This window comes from Desulfobacter vibrioformis DSM 8776 (assembly GCF_000745975.1).
GTDB lineage: Bacteria > Desulfobacterota > Desulfobacteria > Desulfobacterales > Desulfobacteraceae > Desulfobacter > Desulfobacter vibrioformis.
The window spans coordinates 100,148-123,126 of the sequence record NZ_JQKJ01000004.1; the positions used below are offsets into that span (position 1 = coordinate 100,148).

Below are 22,979 nucleotides of genomic sequence, written 5' to 3' on the forward strand. Positions count from 1 at the left end.
TTACCCCTTATCCACCAACGCTTTAAGGATATGTCTGACCATGGCCGGGTTCTCTTTCAGCCGCCGGGTGGAATAACCGAACCACTGTTCTCCAAACGGTACGTAAACCCGCATCCTGTGGCCGTTTTGCACAAGTTCACGGCGTTTTTTGGGGGTTACGCCGTAAAGCATCTGGAATTCATATTTCTCCTTTGGTACCTGGTATTGGTCGATCAGGTCAAGTGCCCCTTGAATCAAGGGGGTGTCATGGGTGGCAATGGCTGCATAGACGTTGTTTTTAAACATGAATTCAAGGTCTTCAAGATAGTGGGCATTAATATCTTTGTAAGCCTTGTATGCAATGGCTGCGGGTTCCACATAAACCCCCTTGACCAGTCTGAAGTTCAGATCTGCATCGTCACGACGCAGATCCAGCATGGATTCAAGGTCGCCTGAGGTCCGTTTCAGGTAAGCCTGGAGCACCAGGCCGATGTTCCGGGGAAATTCCTGTTTAAGCCGGCGGAAAATATCAATGGAATCATCCACACAGGGAGAGTCTTCCATGTCAATGCGGACGAAATTGCCATGGGATGCTGCTTCGGCCGTAAGTTCCCGCATGTATTCAAAACAGGTTTTTTTATCGATCAGAAGACCGAACATGGAGGGTTTCAGGGAATAGTTGCCGTTAATTGCTGCTGCTTCAATGGTGCGGATAAGGGCAAGGTAGTCATCCCGGTTCTTTGCTGCCTGGGACATGGTCTTGATAAATTCGCCAAGAATGTCCAGGGTCACCATAACATTTTCCCGGTTCAGGGCTTTGGACGCGTTAATGGCATCCTGGGTGGTTGTGCCTGCAATATAGCTTTTTGAAAACTGCCAGATTAATTTTGGCGGGAAATAGGGCAGGGCCTGGCTGATTATTTTATGAAACATCTTGTTCTCCTGTTTTATTCTGTTTTTAATCTATTCATGGCTTGCTTTTCAACGATTTTATATTTAAGGAGAAAGGATGAAACAGATAGCGCTTTATTGTCCCAATCGGTAGTAAAAACTATGGACTTTAGTCCAAGACTTTTAGTGCATTATTTTTATAGGCATTAAGGGGCATGCTACGGATTTCGGTTCTTAGTTCTTGTAGCCGTATAAAAATGATCCGCGCAGCGGTACCTTAGATCAGCGACTTTCAGTCGCAACGGGCTTTAGCCCGCCATTCTATGGACTTTCAGTCCATAGTGGTTGAATTGATAACCGTATTAATCTGGGGTTCCACCTGGATTGCAATCAAATTTCAACTGGGTCATGTGGACCCCATGGTATCGGTCATTTACCGGTTTGGGCTGGCATCTGCGGTGCTGTTCGTGTTTTGTAAAGCCTTGGGCCTGTCCTTGAAGTTTTCCTTGAAAGAACATCTTTTCATGGCCCTTTTAGGGGTCTGTCTTTTTTCCATCAATTACTGGCTGATTTATCAGGCTGAGATATATCTGACGTCGGGGATCGCAGCCGTGGTGTTTTCTTCACTGGTGTTTTTCAATATCGCCAACAATGCCCTGTTCCGCGGGGTGGCTGTAAACCCTAAAACCCTTATCGGCGCTCTGGTCGGCATATTCGGTATCTGTTTGATCTACATGCGGGAAATCAGTTCATTCAGCCTGGCTGACCAGGGGGTTAAGGGCCTGATTCTTGCCTTGTCCTCGGTGATGCTTGGATCCCTTGGAAATATTACTTCTGCCCGGAACACCAAAGCGCAAATCCCCGTGATTCAGGCCAATGCCTTTGGCATGGCATACGGGACTTTGTCTCTTGTGGCGGTTGCCCTGTGTATGGGAAAAACCTTTGATTTTTCTTTTTCCCTGCCATATATCGGATCATTAGTATTTCTGTCCCTTTTTGGTTCCATCGTGGCCTTTGGCACCTATCTGACCCTGACCGGAACCATGGGGGCTGACAAGGCGTCCTATGCCATTACTGTGGTGCCGGTGGTGGCGCTTATCATTTCCACTTTTGCAGAAGGCTATGTTTGGACTATTCCGGCCCTGGCGGGTCTGGGCTTTGTTCTGGCCGGCAATATCATTGTTCTGGCCCGGAAGCCTGCTTGAAAATCAAGCCCCCGGAATTTAAGTTCAGGTTGCATAGTTAAATGCTTCTGTGATAATTAACTGATCCATGAAACAGTATGTCATTGACGGCTTTACGCTTAAGGATTATTCGGCTTTAAAACAGTATTTTGATACAAATCTTGAGCCTGCCACTGTAGGCGGAATCTACTGGCTTGAACTGGACCCCGGCATTTTGACCCCAATTCAGGCCGCCCACAACTCCTGCGGCCCCCATGTGTTTGCCCTGATGCTGGAGGAAACCGCCTTGTCCTGTGAGCTGTTAGTAAGGATTAAAACCAACATCAGGTGTGATTGTATGGGCTATGCCACGGTTGAGCAGCGCAACTGGCTGGCGGACTGGGCAGACGCCGTTCTCGAAAAGCTGTCCATCTGTATTTGATTTCTTGTATTTGATATTTGGCGGGATAATTTAAATGCTTAAACTCATACCCCTTGGGGGTCTCGGAGAAATAGGCCTGAACATGATGGTGGTGGAGTATGATAACGTCATCTTCATCATTGATGCGGGCCTCATGTTCCCTGAAGACCATATGCTGGGCGTGGATATTGTTATCCCGGCCATGGATTACCTTCGGGAAAATATGGATAAGATCGAAGGTATTATCCTGACCCATGCCCATGAAGACCATATCGGTGCCTTGCCCTATCTTTTGCGCGAAATCCGTCTGCCGGTATATGGCACGGCCTTTACCCTGGAAATTGTGCGCAACAAGCTCATTGAGTTTGATCTTAATACCCATGTGGATCTTAACCTGGTCAACCCGGGGGAGGTGCTGACCATTGAACCCTTTGACATTGAGTTTATCCGGGTCAGCCATTCCACCATTGACGGGGTGGGTATGGCCATCACAACCCCCGAAGGGGTTGTGGTGCATACCGGAGATTTCCGCATCAGCCACTCCGCCGATATTATGAAAAATACCGATATCTCGAGTTTTGCCCGGTTTGGCGAAAAGGGCGTGCTGGCACTGCTGTCCGATTCCACCAATGTGGAAGTAGAGGGCTATGCCATGTCTGAGCAGGAGGTTGCAAAAAATTTGGGAGAACTGGTTGAATCTTCTCCCGGGCGGGTGATTGTTGCGCTTTTTGCCTCCAATGTGTTCCGGATCCAGCAGGTGATTGATATTGCCAGGCACAACAACCGCAAGGTCATATTCAATGGCCGCAGTATGGAACAGATTACGGCTGTGGCCATTCGTTTAGGCTATCTTGACTGTCCCCCGGGCCTGGTAGTGGATATCAAACAGATTCATATGCTTGCAGACCATGAAGTGGTGATCATCACCACAGGTACCCAGGGCGAGCCCATGTCTGCACTGGCCCGCATGGCCTCGGGCGTTCACAAGCACATCACTGTCCGCAAAGGGGATACCGTGCTTTTGTCGAGCAAGCATATCCCGGGTAATGAAAAAGCCATTGCCGGCATTATCAATAAGCTTTACCGAAGGGGTGCCGAAGTGGTTTATTCAAAGATCGCCCGGATCCATGCTTCCGGCCATGCCCACCAGGAAGAGCTTAAAATGATGATCAACCTGACAAGACCTAAATATTTTATCCCCATCCACGGGGAATACCGGCATCTTGTGGTCCATGCAAGGCTTGCCGAAAAACTGGGGTTGCCCCGCAGTAACGTGATTGTGGCTGAAAACGGTCAGGTCATTGCCTTTGACAGGGAAAAAGGGGGCAGGATTGAAGAACGGGTGCAGACCGGCCGGATTCTTGTGGACGGAAAAGGTATCGGCGATGTGGGCCGCTCCGTGCTCAAGGAGCGCCGGGAACTGTCCAAGGGCGGACTTGTGGTGGTGACCATGATTATTGACGAGGAGACAGGGGTGGTGCTGTACGGACCGGAGCTGGTGTCCAAGGGCTTTGTATTTGATTCTGCCACGGGATACCTTGTGGATGACGCCCAGTGCGTGATCCTGGAGATTGTTGAAGAGATTGAAGCCGGGATTGATTCCCGGGTGGAACTGATTCGAAGGAAACTGCAGCGGGCCCTCAAACAGTATTTTGCCTTTGCCATTAACAGAAAGCCATTGATTGTACCCATTATCATTGAAGTATGAAAAAAGAACTGTACGGCATTTTTTTTCTATTCCTGATTATTCTGATATCGGTAAGCCTTTTTTCATACCATGCCGCTGACCCTTGCGTGGGAAATCATTTTTTTACCCTTCCCGACCAGGTACACAATCTGTTCGGCCTGGTTGGGGCACATGTTGCCGGGCTGTTTGTATTTTTATTTGGCATTGGTGCCCTGTGGGTGCCTTTGATCCTCTGTATTTCAGGTCTGTGGCTTATCAGAGAAAAATCCAGGGAAGAGATCTGGCTGACCCTGACAGGGGGGCTGATCCTGATGATGACCACGGGTGGTATTTTTTTCCTGTTTAAAAAAAACTATGTGTTTTCCGACACCACAATTTCCGCCGGTGGAAGAGTGGGGGGGCGATTTGCAGAACTTTTGCTTAAATACGCCAATACCACCGGCTCTGCCATATTCCTATTTTTTTTTGTACTGGTGGGTTTCATGCTGGTTACCGGCATTTCCTTAAAAGAAGTGCTCAACGTGGTCTGGGGCCGACTGGTCCGGCTGGCCCGGACAATTAAACAGGACATGGCCGAAGGTGCCGGATATTTAAAACAGACCCTGGAAGACAAAAGGCAGGAGAGAAAAGCTGCGGGGATTGCCAGGACTGAAAAGCTGAAAGCCTTGACGATACTGGCAAGATCCGATGAAAAAAATGATGAAGATAATGTTAAGCCCGGTATCGATGATGATATTGATATCGATGATATTGATGATGCCGATTTTTCTCCCATTCCGGGAACAGACAGGGATGTGATCCAGGAAAATTCTGATGCCCCCATGCCCGGCCCGGGCAATATTTCTTTTTCTAAAAGACAATCCAAGCCCGAAAAATCATCTGGTCCCACCATTGTGGCGATGGAAACCGACGACAAGGAGTATGTGGCAGATCCTTGCCCAGCAGATGTCCGGGAAAAGCTCGACTTTGTCCTGCCTGGTTTGTCTTTTCTGGATGAAAAACAAAAGACCCGCAGGCAGATTGACACGGCTGAACTTCAGAACAAGGCAAGTATCTTGAAAAAAAAGCTGGAGGATTTCAATGTCAAGGGAGAGGTGGTGGAAATTCTGCCCGGACCTGTGATTACCACCTTTGAGTATCGTCCGGCACCCGGCATCAAATTGTCAAAAATCGTAGGTCTTTCCGATGACCTTGCCCTTGCCCTTGCCGCCATCTCCATCCGCATTGTGGCCCCTATTCCGGGCCGGGATGTGGTGGGCATTGAGATTCCCAATGATGAACGGGAACTTGTAAATTTACGGGAAATGATCGCATCCAAGGAGTTTGTACAGTCTAAATCTTTACTGACACTGGGTCTTGGAAAGGATCTTATTGGCCAGCCCGTGGCCACCAAAATGGATAAAATGCCCCACCTGCTTATTGCCGGTGCCACAGGTACGGGTAAAAGTGTGGGGCTGAACTCCATGATCATCAGTTTGCTGTACAAGGCCACCCCTGATGAAGTCAAACTCATCATGATTGATCCAAAACGTATTGAACTCTCCGTGTACAATGATATTCCTCATTTGATCGCCCCTGTGGTCACGGATATGAAAAAAGCCACCAATGCACTTTTCTGGGCTGTCAAGGAAATGGAGCGCCGGTATGAACTGCTGGAATTGTCAGGCTTAAGAAATATAGGACAGTTCAATGAGATGGTCGACGAACGGCTCCGGGATATTGCCCCGGGCACCTCGCCCGAAGATATGGAGCTTCCCGGCGGACTGCCCTTGGAGCGCCTGCCTTTTATTGTTGTGATTGTGGACGAGCTCGGGGACCTGATGATGGTGGCCTCCAAGGATGTGGAATACGCCTTGACACGCCTGGCCCAGATGGCCCGGGCCGCAGGCATTCATCTGATCATCGCCACCCAGCGTCCGTCCGCTGATGTGCTCACCGGCACGATCAAGGCCAATTTTCCCACCCGGATATCTTTTCAGACCTCTTCAAAAATAGACGGTCGGATCATCATTGACCAGGGGGGGCCTGAAAGCCTGCTTGGCAACGGAGACATGCTGTTTTCTCCTCCGGGCACAGGAAAGCTCATGCGTATCCAGGGTGCCTATATTTCCGAAAAAGAAATTGGCCGGATTACCGCGTTTCTTAAAGATCAGCGGCAGCCGGATTACAACGAAGAAGTGATCCAGGGAGACGACGACGACCAGGAAAAAGTTTTTGACGAGTCTGACTATGATGAAAAATACGACGAGGCTGTGGCCCTGGTGACCAAAGATCGCCAGGCCTCCATTTCCTATGTCCAGCGGCGGTTGCGAATCGGTTACAATCGGGCCGCCCGGCTCATTGAAATGATGGAGCATGAGGGGATTGTCGGTCCCCAGATCGGTTCCAAACCCCGGGACATACTGGTGAAAACTTATGATGAGGATTAAAGAGCGTGACTGCATTGCTTGATTTTGAATTTTTAAATACCATCAAGGGGTTTATGAATGACGATGAGGCCCTTCGTTTATATGATCTTTCCCTGACTGCCTCCCGGACCGGTCCGGTGCTTGAAATCGGCTCCTATTGCGGGCGGTCTGCTGCCATTATCGGGGCTGCCTGCAAGCAGAACAGCGGCATTTTATTTTCCATAGACCATCATACAGGCTCCGAAGAACAGCAGCCGGGCGAGGAATATTTTGATCCTGGCCTTTACGATGAGAAAACCTTAAGCGTCAATACCTTTCCTTTGTTCCGCCGAACCCTTTCCCGGGCAGGCTTGGAAGAAACGGTGGTACCCATTGTCTGCGCGTCAAAAACGGCTGGCCGCATGTGGAAGACACCGCTTTCCATGGTCTTCATCGACGGCGGACACGACTTTGAAGCGGTGCATACGGATTTTCTGACCTGGGCACCCCATATTATGCCGGGGGGCTTTCTGGCCATCCATGATATATTTTTCAATCCCGAAAAAGGGGGGCAGTCTCCGCGCCAGGTGTATGAACTGGCCCGGGCAACCGGTCACTATGATGTGCTTGAGATGACCCAGACCCTGGGCGTGCTGCGGGTAAAAGAATCATAAGCCGGGTCTTGTGTTCTGCCTTTTTTTTAACATGGCTTTAAATTTTTCACACGGGTCTTCATAGGATACCCGCTGGGTGAACCACAGGTAATCGGCAGGGGGAACCGGATCAAACCCTTCAAGGGACAGGGGGGCTAAATACTGGCTCATGTCAGTGGGTTCCCGGTCTATTTCCGTTATGGCCAGATTGGTCTGGGTGGCATTGGGTTTCAGGTGATGTACCCGGTCCATGACACCTAACCCATATTCGGTATGGCCTGCCCCTATTATGATGACCACAGGCCCTGTCTTTCGTCCTGCCTCGTCGCGGTCCTGGGTTTGCAGGGCATTGAACAGCTCAACCACGGACAGGGCCATCCGGTCATTGCGCGCCACCCAGGTATCATATAACCGCTCCGTCATCCGGCCATGATCCATGCCGCAATGTACTGATACAAAAACCGATTTCATGTATGATTCATACGCTGGATTTGAAAGATTCGTGGAAAATAACTGCTGCAATTCAATGGGAGACAGGCCCTCAAGCCCTTTGCGGGTAATCCGGCGCTTCTGGGTGGCGGACAGATCAAGGCCTGCTGCAGGAAGGCCGTTATCTGCCGCAAGCCTTATCAGATCCCAGTAATAGCCCCACATGGTGTTGGATTGATTTTTCCACCCCAGTTTTTCCCTGATCCGTTGTTCAACGGCTTTTTCCATTTTGGGTGAATGCTTTTTTTGGCCGGCATCCACCAGGTTGAGCAGTAAAGGGGTGTCCTGGTATGAAAAAAATTCAAATCCAAGGATCGGGGCGCGCCCCTGGTCAATGAGAGCCTGGAGAACCCGGTGCTGGATGGCATGGTGCATGGGATTGTCATGCTTTTCGGACAGATAAATAATATCGCTGTGGATAAGCGTTTCCGTCAGGTCGGCAAACCTGACAGGGTCCCCGGTTTCCCCTTTGACTAGGCTTCCGATTAACGGATCATCGCGCATGACAATTTTTGATGTTGTGGCACACCCGCAGAACAGGCATAATACGATCCCAAGTACAGGCCAAAGCACAGCGTAGATCAGGCGTTGCATAATGCTCCTTTGAAAAAACTTGCCAAAACCGCACGAACCGTTTTTCAATCTCCGTCCATCAATCGTCCAAGTCCTCCTAGGACAGAACCTTCGCCTTTAGATGACCCTCCGGCACTGGGTGCATGGCTGATGATGCGGTCTGCCAAACGGGAGAAAGGCAGGCTTTGCAGATAAACGCTGCCGTGTCCTTCCAGGGTGGCCAGAAACAAACCTTCACCGCCGAAAAACATGGATTTAAGCCCGCCTGCCCGCTGGATGTCATATTCAACGCCCTGGGAAAAGGCCACGATGCAGCCGGTATCCACCATCAGTCTTTGGCCGTTCAGCTCTTTTTTAACGATGGTGCCGCCGGCATGAATAAATGCCATACCGTCACCTTCCAGGCGCTGGAGAATAAACCCTTCGCCGCCGAAAAAACCGGCCCCAAGTTTCCGGTTAAAGGCAATGGAAACTTTTGTGCCAAGGGCTGCGCACAAGAACGCATCTTTCTGGCAAATCAGGTGCCCGCCGATGGCGGCCATGTCAACGGGAATAATTTTTCCGGGATAGGGGGCGGAAAAAGCCACTCTTTTTTTGTCATGTGCCTGGTTGGTGAAATGGGTGAGAAACAGGCTTTCACCGGTGAGCGCCCGTTTGCCGGCGCTAAAGAGCTTGCCCATAAGCCCTTTGTCCGCTTCAGAGCCGTCCCCCATTTTGGCTTCAAACGCGATGCCCTGCTCCATCCAGTTCATGGCTCCGGCTTCGGCAATCACGGTTTCGCCGGGATCAAGTTCCACCTCAACGGCCTGCATGTCATCCCCGAAAATTTCGTAATCCACTTCATGGCATCGCATCATTTACCTCCTTTAAACGTATTATGATGAATGATTCCGCCGATTCTGGCAGGGAAAAAAAAAGGGGTTGGAACCGGATGGTCAACCCCACTTAAAGTCTTGTTACTGGCGGAGAAGGAGAGATTCGAACTCTCGGTACAAGTTTCCCCATACACTCGCTTAGCAGGCGAGCACCTTCGGCCTCTCGGTCACTTCTCCACAAGTTGTTTTTTTGGCGGAGGAGGTAGGATTCGAACCCACGAGGCTTTAACACCTAACGGTTTTCAAGACCGCCGCCTTCAGCCGCTCGGCCACTCCTCCAGAAATAACCCGGACAACATAACACCTTGGCGCTGACGGGTCAATTAAAAAAAATATTTAATCCCGGAACAGATTTAATGGGCAGATTTAAATCATTGACACGGGAATTGGTTGGGCTATATTAAGAAGTTTCAAGTGAATGGATGATAACAGGAGAACCCAATGAAACAAAAAATCAGGTTTGAAAAAAATATAAAGGACAATATACTGACGGTCCTTGAATCTGCCGAGGTGGACCCCGGTGTAATGCTGGCCCTGCATGAAGAAGATTATGACCTTGATGTCATAAACCAGGCATGTAAAGAGGGCCTCAAGGCGTTTCTTGCTGTATTTCGCCGCCGCAGCTTTTTCCCTACCAGGGACCTGGCCGAAAAGTTATTTGAAAATGCCATTGTCTTTTTTGCCGATCCTGAATCGGATAAGATGGTCATTGATTATAATGATGTGGACTCATTGCCCGGGGAAGAGGATTTTACCCTTGAGGACGATGATGTGGAACTGGACGCACTGTTAGATGAAGATGGGGACACCAAGGAAGACGAGATTAAGGAGATCGATTCCGAGGATGATACTCCCAGATTCACTCCTGAAGATACCTCTGAACACGAGAATTAATCCTTTATGAAAACAAAAATCAGAACCATGATCCTGGATGCGGCCCGCAATGCCTTTGAAAAGGGGCTGCTGCCTTCGGACCAGGTGCCGGAATTTGAGGTCGAAACGCCTAAACATGACGGTCAGGGCGATTTTTCAACCAATTTTGCCATGGTGTCGGCAAAGCTGCAGAAGATGGCACCGGCAAAGATTGCCCAAAGCCTTGTTACATCCATGTCCGATTGGCCCGACGCCTCTTTGGGGCCGGCACTGGAAAAGATAGAGGTGGCAGGACCTGGGTTCATCAACTTTTTTTTATCCCCCGGGGTCTGGCATCCGGTGGTGGACCAGGTGCTGAACCAGGATACATCCTTTGGTGCTTCTGCCATGGGCAGGGGTAAACGGGTCCAGGTTGAATTTGTATCGGCCAATCCCACGGGTCCGCTTCATGTGGGGCACGGCCGGGGGGCGGCTGTGGGAGATGCTGTCGGCAATATCCTTTCCTTTGCAGGTTTTGATGTGCAAAAGGAATATTATATTAATGACTCGGGCCGCCAGATCAGAACCCTTGGTACGTCGGTGTGGCTGCGTCTGCAGCAGATACAGGGAAAACCTGTGGATTTTCCCCAGGACTGTTACCAGGGCGATTATATCCGCGACATTGCCCAGGAGGTGCTTGATGCCCGGGGAAAAGACCTTGCGGATGCCGATGAAAAACAGGGCATTGAGATCTGTGCCCGATTTGCCGCCGGAAAAATTCTGGCCGGTATCCGGTCTGATTTAGATGATTTCGGTGTCCGGTTTGACAACTGGTTCAGCGAGCAAAGCCTTTATGATTCGGGCCGGGTACAGGCAGCCATTGAAAATTTCAAAGGAAAAGACCTGATCTATGAAAAGGACGGGGCCCTTTGGTTTCGCACGGAAAAATTCGGGGATGAAAAAGACCGGGTGGTGGTGCGCAACAACGGGCTTACCACCTATTATGCTTCGGACATCGCCTACCATGATGAAAAATACGAGCGCGGGTTTGACCGTGTCATTGATGTCTGGGGGGCGGATCACCACGGATATATCAAACGTATTGATGCGGCTGTGGTGGCCACGGGACGCAAGAGCGAACAATTTGATGTGATTTTGGTCCAGCTTGTTAATCTGCTGCGGGACGGAAATCCCGTACAGATGTCCACCAGGGCCGGAGAATTTGTGACGCTTAAGGATATTGTGGACGAAGTGGGAAAGGATGCTGCCCGGTTCATGTTTTTAAGCCGCAGTTATGATTCAGGTCTTGATTTTGACCTGGAACTGGCCAAAAAGAAGAGTTCTGACAATCCTGTCTATTATGTGCAGTACGTCCATGCCCGGATTACCGGAATTCTAAATAAGGCAAAGGATGAAGGCATCATTGACCAGACAGATTTCAAAGCCGGCATTAACCTTGAAAAACTAGTGGCTGACGAAGAACTCAATTTGATCAAGCAGGTCGCAGGTTTCCGGGAACAAGTGGAAAAGAGTGCGGAAACCCTTCATCCCCACGTGATTTTTACCTATTTGATGACCCTTGCCTCGGCCTTTCATGCCTATTACAACCACCATAAGGTCATTGTGGCGGATAAACCGCTTTCCCTGGCCAGGCTTTCCCTGGTTCTGGCGGTTAAAAAAGTGATTCGTAACGGGTTGTCGCTTTTAGGGGTGTCCGCACCTGAACGAATGTAGGAGGAGGATTTAGGATTCACGTTATCGGGACATATGGCAGATATTTTTTAATCGGTATCTGGATGTTTGGTCTCGGGGTGCTTGTGGGCAGAGACGTAAAGCCTGTCCTGTTTGAAACCCGGCCTTTTCAGGAACGCCTTGCTCAAATGGTCAGTGAGCTTTCTGCCAAAACGCCTGAAAAGGAAAAAGTAGATCTTAAATTTTATGATGTCCTTGAGGAACCGGTATTTCATCAGGTTAAAAGCAAGACAGAAGATTCCGGGGAAATCACTCCGGGTCCGGAAATCGGGAAATCGGCGTCAACACAGCCAACACCGGATACTTCCCAGGCTGAAGAGATTCCTGTCAAGCGCAGTAAAAAACTGGCCACCTGGTATCAGGCCGGGCAGGGTCATGGCAATGAGCCTGCCCCGGCCCCGCCAGCTAAAAAGAGTACGCCGGTAAAAACAGATAGAAAAACCGATGAAAAACAGACCGTGACCCTGCTTGCCCCCAAGACTTTAAAATCAAAAATCCCAACGGGTGAAAAAACAGAGGCACCACCCAAAGAAACCAGGCCCGGTACCGGAAAATCTCCGGCCCCGGCGGATGCGGATGGGGTATATACCATTCAGGTTGCGTCATATAAGAATTTAAATGATGCCTTGGCCCAGATGGTTCTTTTGAGTAAAAAGGGAATTACCTCCTACCGGGCCAGTGCTAAGATCAACGGGGACACCTGGTACCGGGTCAGGACCGGTTCCTTTGCCGATTACAAAGCGGCCAGTGCCCGGCTGGCACAGCTTGCCGGTTCAGGCGTTAACGCCATGATCATAAAAAAGGAATAAAAATGAAAATATCACAGCAGGAAGTGGAAAACATAGCCCATCTGGCCCGGCTGGATGTGGATGATGATCTCAAGGAAACCCTGGCTGGTCAGCTCAGTGATATCCTTGATTATATTGACGCCCTCAAGGACGTGGATGTTGACGGGGTGACACCGGCATCAGGGGCGGCATTCATGAACAATGTACTCAGGGAAGACCGCCGGGAGCCGTCACCGGGTCCGGATGTGACCCTGGCCAATGCACCGGAACGTGACCAGGATTTCTATATAGTGCCAAGAGTGGTGAAGTAGTCTCCCCAAAAAAAGACGAGAGTGTAAGGACTTGAGTTTTCGGAAAATAGTTATCAAAATTCATCATTAATGGCATGAATTTTGATTTGGCCCTTATAGGGCCTTTAAATACAGGTATTTTGTTTTCCAATAAAACGAAATCAAAAATTATGCCGCAAATTCAAAAAAATAGTAAAATCCCATTAAAAAACTTAAGGTATTGATATTATTGATGTAATTAAACATTAAGCAATGATTATACCATAAAAACAGGGTGTAATATAACCAATTGATATTAAACAAAAAACATTTTCCGAAAACTCAAGTAAGGAAATAAAATGAATCTGCATACCCTGACCATTGCCCAGGCCCAGGACCTTTTGGCCCAAAAGGAAATATCTTCGGTTGAACTGACTCGGGCCTTCCTTGACCGTATTGAGCAATATGACAATAATATTGCAGCCTTTATTACCGTAGACCCGGAACTTGCCCTGGAACAGGCCGAACAAGCGGACCGGACTATTGCCAAAGGGGAGAATCAGCCTTTCACCGGGATCCCCGTGGCCCTGAAAGATGTTTTATGTACAAAGGGGGTTAAAACCACCTGCGCATCTAAGATTCTTGAAAATTTTGTGCCCCGGTACGACGCCACGGTGGTGGAGAAATTTAAAGCCCAGGATGCCGTGCTCATCGGCAAGACCAATATGGATGAATTTGCCATGGGGTCTTCCACCGAGAACTCAGCCTTTTTTGTTACCCGCAATCCCTGGAATACTGACCATGTGCCTGGCGGTTCCTCCGGCGGATCTGCTGCTGCCGTGGCAGCCCGGTTCTGTGCCGGGGCCGTGGGCACGGACACGGGTGGTTCCATCCGCCAGCCAGCCTCCCATTGCGGTGTGGTGGGACTCAAACCCACCTATGGCCGGGTGTCCCGGTTTGGCGTGGTGGCCTATGCATCATCTTTGGATCAGGTGGGTCCCATTACCCGGGATGTGACGGACACGGCCATGATGCTCAATCTCATGGGAGGCCATGACCCCAAAGATTCCACCAGCTCACCTGAACAGATGCCTGATTTTACAAAGGGCATTGCCATGTTCAAGGACAAGGGCCTTGCCGGAATGACCGCAGGCATCCCCAAGGAATTTTCATACCTCGGGGGCATTGATCCCGAAGTTAAGGCTATGTTTGAAAATGCCCAAAAGACTCTGGAAGGGTTGGGCGTGACCATTAAGGAAATTTCTCTGCCCCATACCAATTATGTGGTGGCGGCCTATTATATCATTGCCCCCTGTGAAGCCAGTGCCAACCTGGCCAGGTTCGACGGGGTGAGGTACGGGTACAGGGATATGGGGTCCGACGATCTCATTGAAATGTACAAGAAAACCAAGTCCAAAGGATTTGGGCTTGAGGTCCAGCGCAGGATCATTATCGGCACCTATTCCCTGTCCTCGGGGTATTATGATGCATATTACGGCCGTGCCTCCCAGGTCCGGGCTTTGATTATGGATGATTTTAAACGGGCCTTTGAGGCGTGCGATATTATTTTGTCTCCTGTGGCGCCTACCCCGGCGTTTAAAATTGGTGAGAACGTGGAAGATCCTTTGACCATGTATTTAAGCGATATATTTACCCTGTCCTGTAACATGGCAGGAATCCCCGGGATTTCAGTGCCCGCAGGCATTTCCTCCACCGGGCTTCCCATGGGCCTTCAGATGATGGCCCGGCATTTTGATGAAATGTCGCTGATCCGGGCAGGATTTGGATTTGAACAGGCCGTGGGTAAACCTATTGAATTTCCGGAATTGTAACCCAGAGAAAGCTGAACCACGGAAAGCACGGAAGAACACGGAAATGAGTTTGATTTTTTAACGAAGAGACTTATGTGGTCCGTCGAACTTAAAATTAGGATTACTGATCAACTTTGGCAGTCACCCAAAAGTACAGGTTGAGCGCCTTGCACTCTAACTTTCAGTGCTTTCAGTGTCTTCCGTGGTTATATAAACAAAGGAAAATGAACATGTCCACTGCAATGCCCCAGGGCGATGCCCTGAAAAAAGCTATTTTGTGGGTATCTGAGAAAAGAAAGGCCCAGCCGGACCTGAATGCGAAAAAACTGGCTGATGACGCCTGTCTGCAGTTTGATTTAAGTCCAAAAGACAGCGAATTTCTGCTGCGTTTTGTAAAGGAAAATCCGGCTACGCCTTCATGAGCAGAATCCGTATTCTTCCTGATATCCTGTCCAACCAGATCGCGGCAGGAGAAGTGGTCCAGCGGCCGGTTTCCGTGGTGAAAGAACTGGTGGAAAACGCCATGGATGCCGGGGCGGATCGGATAATTGTGGAGATTGAAAACGGCGGGAAAACTTTAATCCGTGTTTCGGACAACGGGTGCGGGCTTTCCCGGGATGAGGCAGTGCTGTCACTGGAACGATATGCCACATCCAAGATCTACACCAAGGAGGACCTGTTTTCCATTTCCACATTCGGATTCAGGGGCGAGGCCCTGCCGTCCATTGCATCTGTATCTAAATTCAGTCTTGTGTCCCGTACAAAGGAGAACGCCGTTGCCACCCGGGTGGACATGAATGGCGGCAAGCTTTCCGGGGTAACAGATACCGGCGCGCCTGTGGGCACAATGGTGGAAGTGCGGCAGTTGTTTTTCAATACCCCTGCCCGAAGAAAATTTTTAAAAAATGAAAATACCGAAGCCGGGCATATTGCCGATGCTTTGGCCGGCCTTACCCTGGGAAACCCCGGGGTGGGATTCCGCCTTGTGGTCAACCACAGATCCGTCAAAAGCTATCCCCCGGGCCAGACCCTTTTTCAGCGGGCCCAGATGGTGCTGGGTAAAGAAGCGGCTGATTATTTATATGACATGCAGTGGCCGGATACGGATGACGGCGGGGATAGCGGCCTGCCCGGGTTAGCTATCCGCGGGGTGTGCGCCAATCCCGGTGTTACCCGCAGTACGGCTAACCGGATTTTTCTGTTCGTCAACCGGCGCCTTGTGTATGACCGGGGTCTGATCTCCGCCATGTTCCAGGGGTACCGGGGCAGAATCATGAAAGGGCGGTATCCTGTGGGGGCGGTGTGCGTGGAACTGCCCTGCGACCAGGTGGATGTAAACGTCCACCCGGCAAAGCGTGAAATAAAATTTATTACCCCCGGCCCTGTTTACCAAGCCTTGTCCCTTGCCGTGGCAAACGCCCTGTCCCGTGGTCAGGCTGATAACTTGTCCTATTCCAGGGCTTTCATGGCTGGAAAAAAGGATACGCCAACGCCTGTCCAGGTTACACTGAAATCCGCATCCCTGCCAGAAAAGAGATCGACGCCTGACTTGTTTGAAAGTGTCTCTGCCCCGCAGCCGTCACCTGTGTATGAGGCTGTTAAGCCTTTTTCCGAATCCCTGAAGGCTGCTGAACCCCTGGAAAAATCCTGGGGTCCGGAACCGGAAACAAAACGCCTGCCCCACGCTTTTCCGGCTGACCATGCAAATCAAACCTCAGGGCAGGGCATTACAATGCCCCCTAGGGTTATCGGTCAGGTGCTCAATATTTATATTGTGGTGGAAAAGGAGAATCACCTGATACTGGTGGACCAGCATGCGGCCCATGAACGCATTGTCTTTGAACAGCTTTTAAACCGTTACCGGCGTATGGATGTCCAGAGTCAGTCCCTGGCGGTTCCAGAGGTCCTGGAACTGAGCCACAAGGAAGCCGTGGTCCTTGAATCCATCATGGCGGATCTGGCTGATTTGGGTATTCGGATTGAACCCTTTGGCGGGACGTCGTTTATCATAAAATCAGTGCCTGTGCTGGTGGAGGAAAAGCATGTGGGGCCCATGGTGGTGGAAATGGTGGAGAACATCAGCCATGCCGACGGCCTAGGCCCTAAAGATGACTGGCTTGAACATGCCCTTGCCACCATGGCCTGCCACCGGTCTGTGCGGGGCGGACAGTCCATGTCACTAGAGGAAATGACAGCGCTTGTGGCGCAGTTGTTCACCTGTGAAAATCCCATGCACTGCCCCCATGGACGTCCCGTTTTTGTGTCGTTTGATGCCCGCAGTCTTGAAAAGCTGTTTAAAAGACTTGTTTGAGGCCGGGGGATGGGATATAAAAGTCATTAACTTAAGCGTTAATGTCAAGAAACTGGAGACAAGAAACAAGAGGGTGAAGCGCCTTTGGCGCACATTTTATATGCCTTTTTTCCGATGTTCCGAGTCCCTGGGGACCGGCATCATTTTTAATCTGACTGGAGTGTAAGGAAAACCCATGCGAAAATTCACGCAAATATTTTTTGCTTTCAGAACAGCGGTTGCGGTCTTGACCTTTTTTGCTTTCTGGACAGCAGCGGATTCGGGATTGTGCAGTGAAACAAAAACCGTGGCTGTCTTCCCCTTTGAAATGAATTCGTCCCAGGATCTTGGTTTCCTGCAGAACGGATTGTTCTCAATGCTTTCCTCAAGGCTTTCCGATGCCGGGAAAGTGGATGTTCTGGACCGGGAGACCGTTGACAAGGCCCTGGCCGGGGCAAGGGCAAGCGGGCTTGTAAAAGGCGGTTTCAATGAAGGGGTTGCCCGGAATATAGGTGCGCAGATGGGTGTGGATTACATCCTTTTCGGCAGTCTTACCCATTATGGGGAAAGCATCAGTCTGGATGCCGCCATGGTGGATGTTACAGGAAAAAAAGAAACCCTTGCCTTTTTCGAGCAGAGCAATGCCATGGGCGATGTCATCCCCCTGGTCAACTCCTTTGCCGGTGATATTAATATGAAGGTGTTTAACCGTAATATTGATAACAAGCTGTATGCCCGGCCCCAGGAACAGAACCCGACCCTTGGGGGGCTGCAGTACGCCGGTAGTCCCGGCCTCTATGGCGGCGGCATGATGGCCATGCAGGCAAGCCAGGGATTCACCACCCATCTTAAGATGGCGGACGTGATCCGGGCCATGGCCACCGGCGACCTGAACAAAGACGGTCGTCTTCAGGTTGTTACCGCAACGGATTCTTCACTTCAGATTTACCATCTTGAAGGCAGCCTGCTCACCGAAGAGACCCACCTGGATTACGCATCCTATTTGAGAATCATCGGGCTGGATGTGGCGGATATTAACGGCAACGGGTATCCGGAAATTTTTGTTACGGCCATGACAATAAACAGGGAAACCCTTTCCTCCTTTGTGGTGGAATATAATGGATCATCATATACAACGATTCAGGATGGCCTGTCTTATTATTTCCGTGTGATGGATTCTGACGATGGAAATCCCGTGCTCTATGCCCAGGAGAAAGGCAGAGGGCCATATGCCGGAAAAATCTACATCATGAGTCCGACCAATGACACCTACCGGGAGGAAAAGGCCATCCGTATGCCCAGGGGCACATCCGTGCTTTCTCTGGCCCGGGGACCGGTCCGGGAGGGAAATGCCGATGAATTTTTAAGCATTAACCAGCATCATCGTCTGGTACTCATTAACGAGGCCGGGTCCAATGAATGGGAGAGTACGGAAAAATACGGGAAAACCAATAATTATTGGTTTTCAGGTGCCCAGGGCGCGGATGACAGTTATCGGGAGCGGGAATATTTTAATCCGAGAATCAAGTTTCATCCCGTGGGAGAGGAGCAGAAAAAGAAAGTTTTTATTATTACAAATAATGAGCTTGGCGGCGGTGCCATCGGCCGGATTAAACGGTTCAAGGAAGGGCGTGTTGAAATTATGTCCTGGAACGGCATAGCCCTTGCGCCGGTATTCCAGACAGTCCCCCTGCAGGGCTGGGTCTCTGATTTCAATATTGCCGATATTGATAATGACGGGATAGAGGAGATGGTGATTTCCGTTGTGACCCGGTCCAAGATCGCCATCCTTGCCGATGATAAGACATCGAACATTATTTCCTATAAATTGAAATAACGGGTGAAACATTGAAAAAACAATTGACAAATATATTAGAATAGCATTAGAAGAAAGACTGATTTGGCATCCTGTTTTTAAAAGGAAGGCAGGGTGCCGGATTTCAGGCAGTAAATAAACCCTAAAAGGAGAAAAAGATGAAAAAAATTATTGTAGCTGCTTTAGCGCTTGCGCTGATGGCAGGATCTGCGTATGCAGCAGAGTGGAATTTTTACGGGGAAGCCATGATTTATACGGTTTGGACCGATGCAGACACCATTAATGGTGCTGACGGCGACACCCAGTTTGCTGAAGGCCTGTATGATGCTTCCAAAATTGGTGCCGAAGTTAAAGTATCCGATGAATTGTCCGGGCAGTTTGAATATGGTACAGAGAATGGAAATGCTACTGTCCGTCTGCTCTATGGTGAATGGAACTTTGGTTCCGGCATCCTGACTGTTGGTAAGGCTTATAGCCCCATCCATGTGACTTACTCCAATCAGCTTGTGGCCGGGGAAGAAGGACAAGATCTTGGTCTTGGTGGGTTTGGTGATTTTGACCAGAGCCGTGTTGCTCAAGTGAAATTGACTTTCGGCGGTTTCTCCATTGCCCTGCTGAATCCTGAAGACAATGCCTGGGTTGCTCCAGGCCTGACAAACGATGACTTAAAAGCTTTGGGTGGGGGATTTGATACCCAAACTGTAATGCCCATGATTGCTGCTTGTTACAAAGCAGCCTTTGATATGGGAGAGGTCCAGATTGCCGGTGGTTATAACACTTTTGAAATCAATGATGATGAAGATATTGCTGCCTACACGATTGGCTTTGGTACTCAGTTGAACTTTGGTTCATTTGGTACGTTTGCTACCTTTGTATGGGGGCAAAATATGGGTAATCTGGGTGCTGATAATGGCACTGAAGCCGCTGGTATGGCCGTGTATCGTGGTATTGGTACTGACGTTGACGATTGTGAATCCATTGGTGCTACCGTTGGTGTAACTTATGCCGTTAGTGACATGCTCACCCTTGAAGCTGGCTATGGTTACATTCATGATGAATTAGACACTCTCAATACGACCTCCATTGCTCAGTCCTACTACATGCAGGCTGCTATTACCCTGGCTCCGGGTGTCACCGTTACTCCTGAAGTCGGTATGATTGATCAGAGAGAAACCGGGGAGGATGAAACTATCTACTTCGGTGCTTGCTGGGCAATCGCTTTCTAAGCTAAAAACGAATACATATAAATCTGCCTGAATTCGACGGGCTGCAGATTTTAAACTCTGCAGCCCGTTTTTATTTGTACGGATAGGGAGAGCCGATAGGGTGGGCACCGCTGCGCTTTTGCCTACCCTGCAACTACACAATTGTGTGCGGGTCAAATTTGTAATTGGTGGAATGGTTACAAACATGTTGACAACAGCCTGGGATTTCTGATTAAGTAATCGTAATTTTTTTCGTAAAAGCCGGTTTTATATTTTATAAAAAAAACGGGTATTTAAAAAAGGAACACCTGTTTTCCTGGGCGGGAAAGTCCAATGTTAATCCCTTAACAAAGGGAAAAAGATGAAAAAGTTGTTTGTGATCGCTGTTCTGCTTGTTTCCTGGGCTGGGTTTGCCCATGCTGCCGGCAACCATAACCTGACGTGGGAATTTTACGGGTCTGCCCGTATTTCGACGTTTTATACCAACTGGAACGTCGACATGCTTGACGGTCCGGGTTACAATCCCTTCGCAGGTACCGGCGCAGACACGGACTCCTATGAGCAGGACCTGAACGGAAACGCCCGTATCGGCGCCAATGTCACGGTGAATGATTCTTTAACCGCAAAGTTTGAGTATGGCGCAAAAAGTGGTAATGCCAACATCCGTATCCTGTGGGCAGAATGGGATTTTGGCACCGGTTCATTAGGGGTTGGCCAGAACTACACGCCCCTGCTTTTTCCATACGCCAACCAGGTATATAATATTTATGCTCTGGGAGACGGTGACACCTGCATGAGTCTGTTCGGTATGCTTTACGGCAAACGGGAACCCATGATTCGGTTGAAGTTCGGAACCTTTCAGATCGCCGCAGTGAAACCCAGGCTTCTTGTCAACTCTTATTATACGTATGTCGGAAATGCAATTGCCGTACCACAAAGTGGCCCCGATACCCAGGTGGTCATCCCCAATATCCAGGCAAAATATAGAATTGATTTTAATTGGGGCCATATCAACATGGCGACCGGTTTTCAACAGTTTGAGGTTGAAGAGGACGGGGATTCCTGGGATGTCACTTCTTATGTCCTTGCTCTTGGCGGACGTTTGAATTGGGGTAAAGCGTATTTCAAAGGCTGTGTTTGGGGTGGGCAGAATATTGGAAACCTGGCAGATATTTTAGTCAATGGTCAAGTTTTTTCCACATATGAGAATGCCTGTGCTGATCCTATAGTAAAGGATGGGGCTGGCCTGGGGTTTGCCCAGTGGAGTGACGGCACCCTTCATGCTGCAACAGGGGGAGCTTATGGCTACGAAAAAGGTATAGTCGACAACAACGCCCTTGCCGCATTGATTGTCGCAGGCTATGAAATTCGAAGAGGCCTTTACCTGGAAGCCGGTTACGGTTATACCAGAACCAAACTCGACACGGACGGTGCTGAAAAAGATGACTGCCATACCGTGTACCTGCAGTCCACTATCTTTCTGGCAGAAGGTGTATCCCTAACACCTGAGATTGGTTATCTTAATGCGGTGCAAAATGGCCAGCCCGAGGTTTTTGGCGCCGGTATTAAATGGCAGATTAATTTCTAGACGGTTCCGATAAATCCCAGCTTGCCTTTATCATGGTTGAAAAACTTTATTAAATAGCTTATAGCTATTGCCTGTAAAACAGCTAAAGTTATTTATAATAAATATGCCATTTCAAAGGAAAAAGAAAAGAACCAGGCCATGAGAGTTTCCATTTCGACCAAAGTGTTTCTGCTATTTTCCACATTGACACTGATAACCCTGGGGCTTGGTATCACATCGTATTATGGTTATAATGCCTTTTCTCTGTCAACCGGGAGCGTGATGGCGCTCAAAGATTTTTCCCGTCACCTGGAACGGCTTAATGTCATGACCGCCCAGATATCCACGGATCAGTCTCTTTCAATTGATAAAGAGATTCTTTGTGAGATTGATCGGGTCAAAACCCGTATTGACAATATACTGATTATTCAGGATGAAAACCGTGCCAGGCAGACCCGCTATAAAACAATGGTGGGTGTTGGAAGCGTTCTTGCGCTTTGTTTCAATCTGGGCATGTGGCTTATTATTTCACGATACGTCAATCGGTTTTTCAAAGCCCAGAAATCGGCTATCCATGCCATAGCATCGGAAAATTATGATTATGGTTTCCCTGCGCCTTCAAATGATGAGATCGGTGATTTGTCCATTGGAATGAAGGAAATCGCCCGGAATCTGTCCCAGGCCCGGGAACGGTACAAGGATATCACAGATTTTAAGCGGCTGGAAAACCAGCTGATTCGTGCCCAGAAAATGGCGGCCATCGAAACACTGGCCGGTGGTATTGCCCATGATTTTAATAATATACTCTTTCCTATTATGGGGCATACTGAAATGCTTTTGCAAGATGTCCCCGAGGACGGTGATTTATACAAAAGACTTAAGAAAATTTACACCGGTGCGGAACGCGCAAAGGATCTGGTCAGCCGGCTTCTTACGTTTTCCAGGCAGGACAGGGGGAAGGTGAGATACATGGATGTCGGTCCGGTTATAGATGAAGCCTTAAAACTGCTTCGCGCGTCCCTTCCGGCCACAATTGAGATTCATACCCAAATTTCGCCTGGTTGTTCAAAAGTGATGGCTGATCCCATCCAGATCCATCAGATTGTGATGAATCTGGCCACCAATGCCTTTCACGCCATGGAGGCGTCCGGCGGCGTGATGACCATTACCCTTGAACAGGAAATCATTGACGGTGCCAGCGCCTCAGCCGCAATGCTTGTCGTTCCCACGGGGGTGTACAACCTGCTGACCGTGGCAGATACCGGTACAGGTATAGCTGATCATGTCCAGGAAAAAATATTTGATCCTTATTTCACCACAAAGGCGCAGGGTAAGGGAACCGGGATGGGGTTGTCTGTTGTACACGGCATCATCACCCGGATGGGCGGCAGTATTGATGTTGCCACCACACCGGGCAAAGGGTCTGTTTTCAGAGTGCGTATTCCTGCAGCAGATTAAAAAAAACTGCCGGCAAAGGCGTCTCTCCCTTGCCGGCAGGTCGGTTATGCTGC

The 22,979-nt window shown here is 49.5% G+C and carries 19 protein-coding genes and 2 tRNA genes; 16 read left to right on the forward strand and 5 right to left on the reverse strand.

What is annotated here, in order from left to right; all coding sequences use genetic code 11:
- A complete protein-coding gene (locus Q366_RS04815; protein ID WP_035236837.1) occupies positions 1-912 on the reverse strand; it encodes a proline dehydrogenase family protein in 912 nt (303 codons plus the stop codon).
- 299 nt (positions 913-1,211) lie between these two features.
- Between Q366_RS04815 and Q366_RS04820 the strand changes: the two genes are divergently transcribed.
- The 5 genes from Q366_RS04820 (at position 1,212) to Q366_RS04840 (ending at position 7,202) form a co-directional block, all read left to right on the forward strand.
- Positions 1,212-2,075 (forward strand): DMT family transporter, encoded by an 864-nt coding sequence (locus tag Q366_RS04820; RefSeq protein WP_245619873.1) that lies wholly within the window; start codon positions 1,212-1,214, stop codon positions 2,073-2,075.
- A gap of 67 nt (positions 2,076-2,142) precedes the next feature.
- On the forward strand, positions 2,143-2,475 hold the full coding sequence (locus Q366_RS04825) for a hypothetical protein (RefSeq protein WP_035236841.1): 333 nt from the start codon (positions 2,143-2,145) through the stop codon (positions 2,473-2,475).
- A gap of 34 nt (positions 2,476-2,509) precedes the next feature.
- Complete coding sequence (locus Q366_RS04830) at positions 2,510-4,162, forward strand: ribonuclease J (RefSeq protein ID WP_035236843.1); 1,653 nt, start codon at positions 2,510-2,512, stop codon at positions 4,160-4,162.
- Entirely contained in the window at positions 4,159-6,570 is a 2,412-nt protein-coding gene (locus tag Q366_RS04835) for a DNA translocase FtsK (protein ID WP_035236845.1), read from the forward strand. Before Q366_RS04830 ends, Q366_RS04835 begins: the two co-directional genes overlap by 4 nt.
- A 5-nt stretch (positions 6,571-6,575) precedes the next feature.
- Positions 6,576-7,202, forward strand: coding sequence for a class I SAM-dependent methyltransferase (locus tag Q366_RS04840; protein WP_035236847.1), 627 nt, complete (start codon positions 6,576-6,578; stop codon positions 7,200-7,202).
- Here Q366_RS04840 and Q366_RS04845 read toward each other — a convergent pair.
- The 4 genes from Q366_RS04845 to Q366_RS04860 all read right to left on the reverse strand — a co-directional run bounded on the left by Q366_RS04845 (position 7,197) and on the right by Q366_RS04860 (position 9,397).
- The gene (locus Q366_RS04845; protein WP_035236849.1) at positions 7,197-8,264 is read right to left on the reverse strand and encodes a ChaN family lipoprotein; all 1,068 of its coding nucleotides are present in this window, start codon (positions 8,262-8,264) and stop codon (positions 7,197-7,199) included. The genes Q366_RS04840 and Q366_RS04845 overlap by 6 nt on opposite strands.
- 44 nt (positions 8,265-8,308) lie before the next feature.
- On the reverse strand, positions 8,309-9,100 hold the full coding sequence (locus Q366_RS04850; RefSeq protein ID WP_245619874.1) for a TIGR00266 family protein: 792 nt from the start codon (positions 9,098-9,100) through the stop codon (positions 8,309-8,311).
- A 103-nt stretch (positions 9,101-9,203) separates the two neighbouring features.
- Positions 9,204-9,295, reverse strand: a tRNA-Ser gene (locus tag Q366_RS04855).
- A gap of 14 nt (positions 9,296-9,309) precedes the next feature.
- Positions 9,310-9,397, reverse strand: a tRNA-Ser gene (locus tag Q366_RS04860).
- Between the two features lie 162 nt (positions 9,398-9,559).
- Between Q366_RS04860 and Q366_RS04865 the strand changes: the two genes are divergently transcribed.
- The 11 genes from Q366_RS04865 to Q366_RS20035 all read left to right on the forward strand — a co-directional run bounded on the left by Q366_RS04865 (position 9,560) and on the right by Q366_RS20035 (position 22,926).
- Positions 9,560-10,012 carry a hypothetical protein gene (locus Q366_RS04865; RefSeq protein WP_035236853.1) on the forward strand — a complete coding sequence of 151 codons (453 nt, stop codon included), beginning with the start codon at positions 9,560-9,562 and terminating at the stop codon, positions 10,010-10,012.
- Between the two features lie 6 nt (positions 10,013-10,018).
- Positions 10,019-11,704: an arginine--tRNA ligase gene (argS, locus tag Q366_RS04870; protein ID WP_035236856.1), complete on the forward strand. Its 1,686-nt coding sequence runs from the start codon at positions 10,019-10,021 to the stop codon at positions 11,702-11,704.
- Between the two features lie 62 nt (positions 11,705-11,766).
- The gene (locus Q366_RS04875; RefSeq protein ID WP_035236858.1) at positions 11,767-12,531 is read left to right on the forward strand and encodes an SPOR domain-containing protein; all 765 of its coding nucleotides are present in this window, start codon (positions 11,767-11,769) and stop codon (positions 12,529-12,531) included.
- A 2-nt stretch (positions 12,532-12,533) separates the two neighbouring features.
- Positions 12,534-12,821, forward strand: a complete 288-nt coding sequence (gene gatC, locus Q366_RS04880; RefSeq protein ID WP_035236861.1) for an Asp-tRNA(Asn)/Glu-tRNA(Gln) amidotransferase subunit GatC — start codon at positions 12,534-12,536, stop codon at positions 12,819-12,821.
- Positions 12,822-13,138: 317 nt separating this feature from the next.
- Positions 13,139-14,611, forward strand: a complete 1,473-nt coding sequence (gene gatA, locus Q366_RS04885) for an Asp-tRNA(Asn)/Glu-tRNA(Gln) amidotransferase subunit GatA (RefSeq protein WP_035236864.1) — start codon at positions 13,139-13,141, stop codon at positions 14,609-14,611.
- 209 nt (positions 14,612-14,820) lie between these two features.
- Positions 14,821-15,012, forward strand: coding sequence for a hypothetical protein (locus Q366_RS04890; RefSeq protein WP_035236867.1), 192 nt, complete (start codon positions 14,821-14,823; stop codon positions 15,010-15,012).
- Positions 15,009-16,901: a DNA mismatch repair endonuclease MutL gene (mutL, locus tag Q366_RS04895; protein WP_035236870.1), complete on the forward strand. Its 1,893-nt coding sequence runs from the start codon at positions 15,009-15,011 to the stop codon at positions 16,899-16,901. The genes Q366_RS04890 and mutL overlap by 4 nt, the downstream gene beginning before the upstream one ends.
- A gap of 175 nt (positions 16,902-17,076) precedes the next feature.
- The gene (locus Q366_RS04900) at positions 17,077-18,717 is read left to right on the forward strand and encodes an FG-GAP-like repeat-containing protein (protein ID WP_035236873.1); all 1,641 of its coding nucleotides are present in this window, start codon (positions 17,077-17,079) and stop codon (positions 18,715-18,717) included.
- A 137-nt stretch (positions 18,718-18,854) separates the two neighbouring features.
- Positions 18,855-19,922, forward strand: a complete 1,068-nt coding sequence (locus Q366_RS04905; RefSeq protein ID WP_035236876.1) for a hypothetical protein — start codon at positions 18,855-18,857, stop codon at positions 19,920-19,922.
- A gap of 340 nt (positions 19,923-20,262) precedes the next feature.
- Positions 20,263-21,489 (forward strand): hypothetical protein, encoded by a 1,227-nt coding sequence (locus tag Q366_RS04910; RefSeq protein WP_035236878.1) that lies wholly within the window; start codon positions 20,263-20,265, stop codon positions 21,487-21,489.
- A 138-nt stretch (positions 21,490-21,627) separates the two neighbouring features.
- Entirely contained in the window at positions 21,628-22,926 is a 1,299-nt protein-coding gene (locus Q366_RS20035) for a sensor histidine kinase (protein WP_051957825.1), read from the forward strand.
- Positions 22,927-22,979 lie beyond the last annotated feature (53 nt).

What these genes read in the sequence shown, in the direction of transcription:
- Q366_RS04815 (WP_035236837.1), bottom strand. Translation starts at nt 912, where the DNA reads ATGTTTCATAAAATAATCAGCCAGGCCCTGCCCTATTTCCCGCCAAAA.
- Q366_RS04825 (WP_035236841.1), top strand. Translation starts at nt 2,143, where the DNA reads ATGAAACAGTATGTCATTGACGGCTTTACGCTTAAGGATTATTCGGCT.
- Q366_RS04830 (WP_035236843.1), top strand. Translation starts at nt 2,510, where the DNA reads ATGCTTAAACTCATACCCCTTGGGGGTCTCGGAGAAATAGGCCTGAAC.
- Q366_RS04835 (WP_035236845.1), top strand. Translation starts at nt 4,159, where the DNA reads ATGAAAAAAGAACTGTACGGCATTTTTTTTCTATTCCTGATTATTCTG.
- Q366_RS04845 (WP_035236849.1), bottom strand. Translation starts at nt 8,264, where the DNA reads ATGCAACGCCTGATCTACGCTGTGCTTTGGCCTGTACTTGGGATCGTA.
- Q366_RS04850 (WP_245619874.1), bottom strand. Translation starts at nt 9,100, where the DNA reads ATGATGCGATGCCATGAAGTGGATTACGAAATTTTCGGGGATGACATG.
- Q366_RS04865 (WP_035236853.1), top strand. Translation starts at nt 9,560, where the DNA reads ATGAAACAAAAAATCAGGTTTGAAAAAAATATAAAGGACAATATACTG.
- argS (WP_035236856.1), top strand. Translation starts at nt 10,019, where the DNA reads ATGAAAACAAAAATCAGAACCATGATCCTGGATGCGGCCCGCAATGCC.
- Q366_RS04875 (WP_035236858.1), top strand. Translation starts at nt 11,767, where the DNA reads ATGTTTGGTCTCGGGGTGCTTGTGGGCAGAGACGTAAAGCCTGTCCTG.
- gatC (WP_035236861.1), top strand. Translation starts at nt 12,534, where the DNA reads ATGAAAATATCACAGCAGGAAGTGGAAAACATAGCCCATCTGGCCCGG.
- gatA (WP_035236864.1), top strand. Translation starts at nt 13,139, where the DNA reads ATGAATCTGCATACCCTGACCATTGCCCAGGCCCAGGACCTTTTGGCC.
- Q366_RS04890 (WP_035236867.1), top strand. Translation starts at nt 14,821, where the DNA reads ATGTCCACTGCAATGCCCCAGGGCGATGCCCTGAAAAAAGCTATTTTG.
- mutL (WP_035236870.1), top strand. Translation starts at nt 15,009, where the DNA reads ATGAGCAGAATCCGTATTCTTCCTGATATCCTGTCCAACCAGATCGCG.
- Q366_RS04900 (WP_035236873.1), top strand. Translation starts at nt 17,077, where the DNA reads ATGCGAAAATTCACGCAAATATTTTTTGCTTTCAGAACAGCGGTTGCG.
- Q366_RS04905 (WP_035236876.1), top strand. Translation starts at nt 18,855, where the DNA reads ATGAAAAAAATTATTGTAGCTGCTTTAGCGCTTGCGCTGATGGCAGGA.
- Q366_RS04910 (WP_035236878.1), top strand. Translation starts at nt 20,263, where the DNA reads ATGAAAAAGTTGTTTGTGATCGCTGTTCTGCTTGTTTCCTGGGCTGGG.
- Q366_RS20035 (WP_051957825.1), top strand. Translation starts at nt 21,628, where the DNA reads ATGAGAGTTTCCATTTCGACCAAAGTGTTTCTGCTATTTTCCACATTG.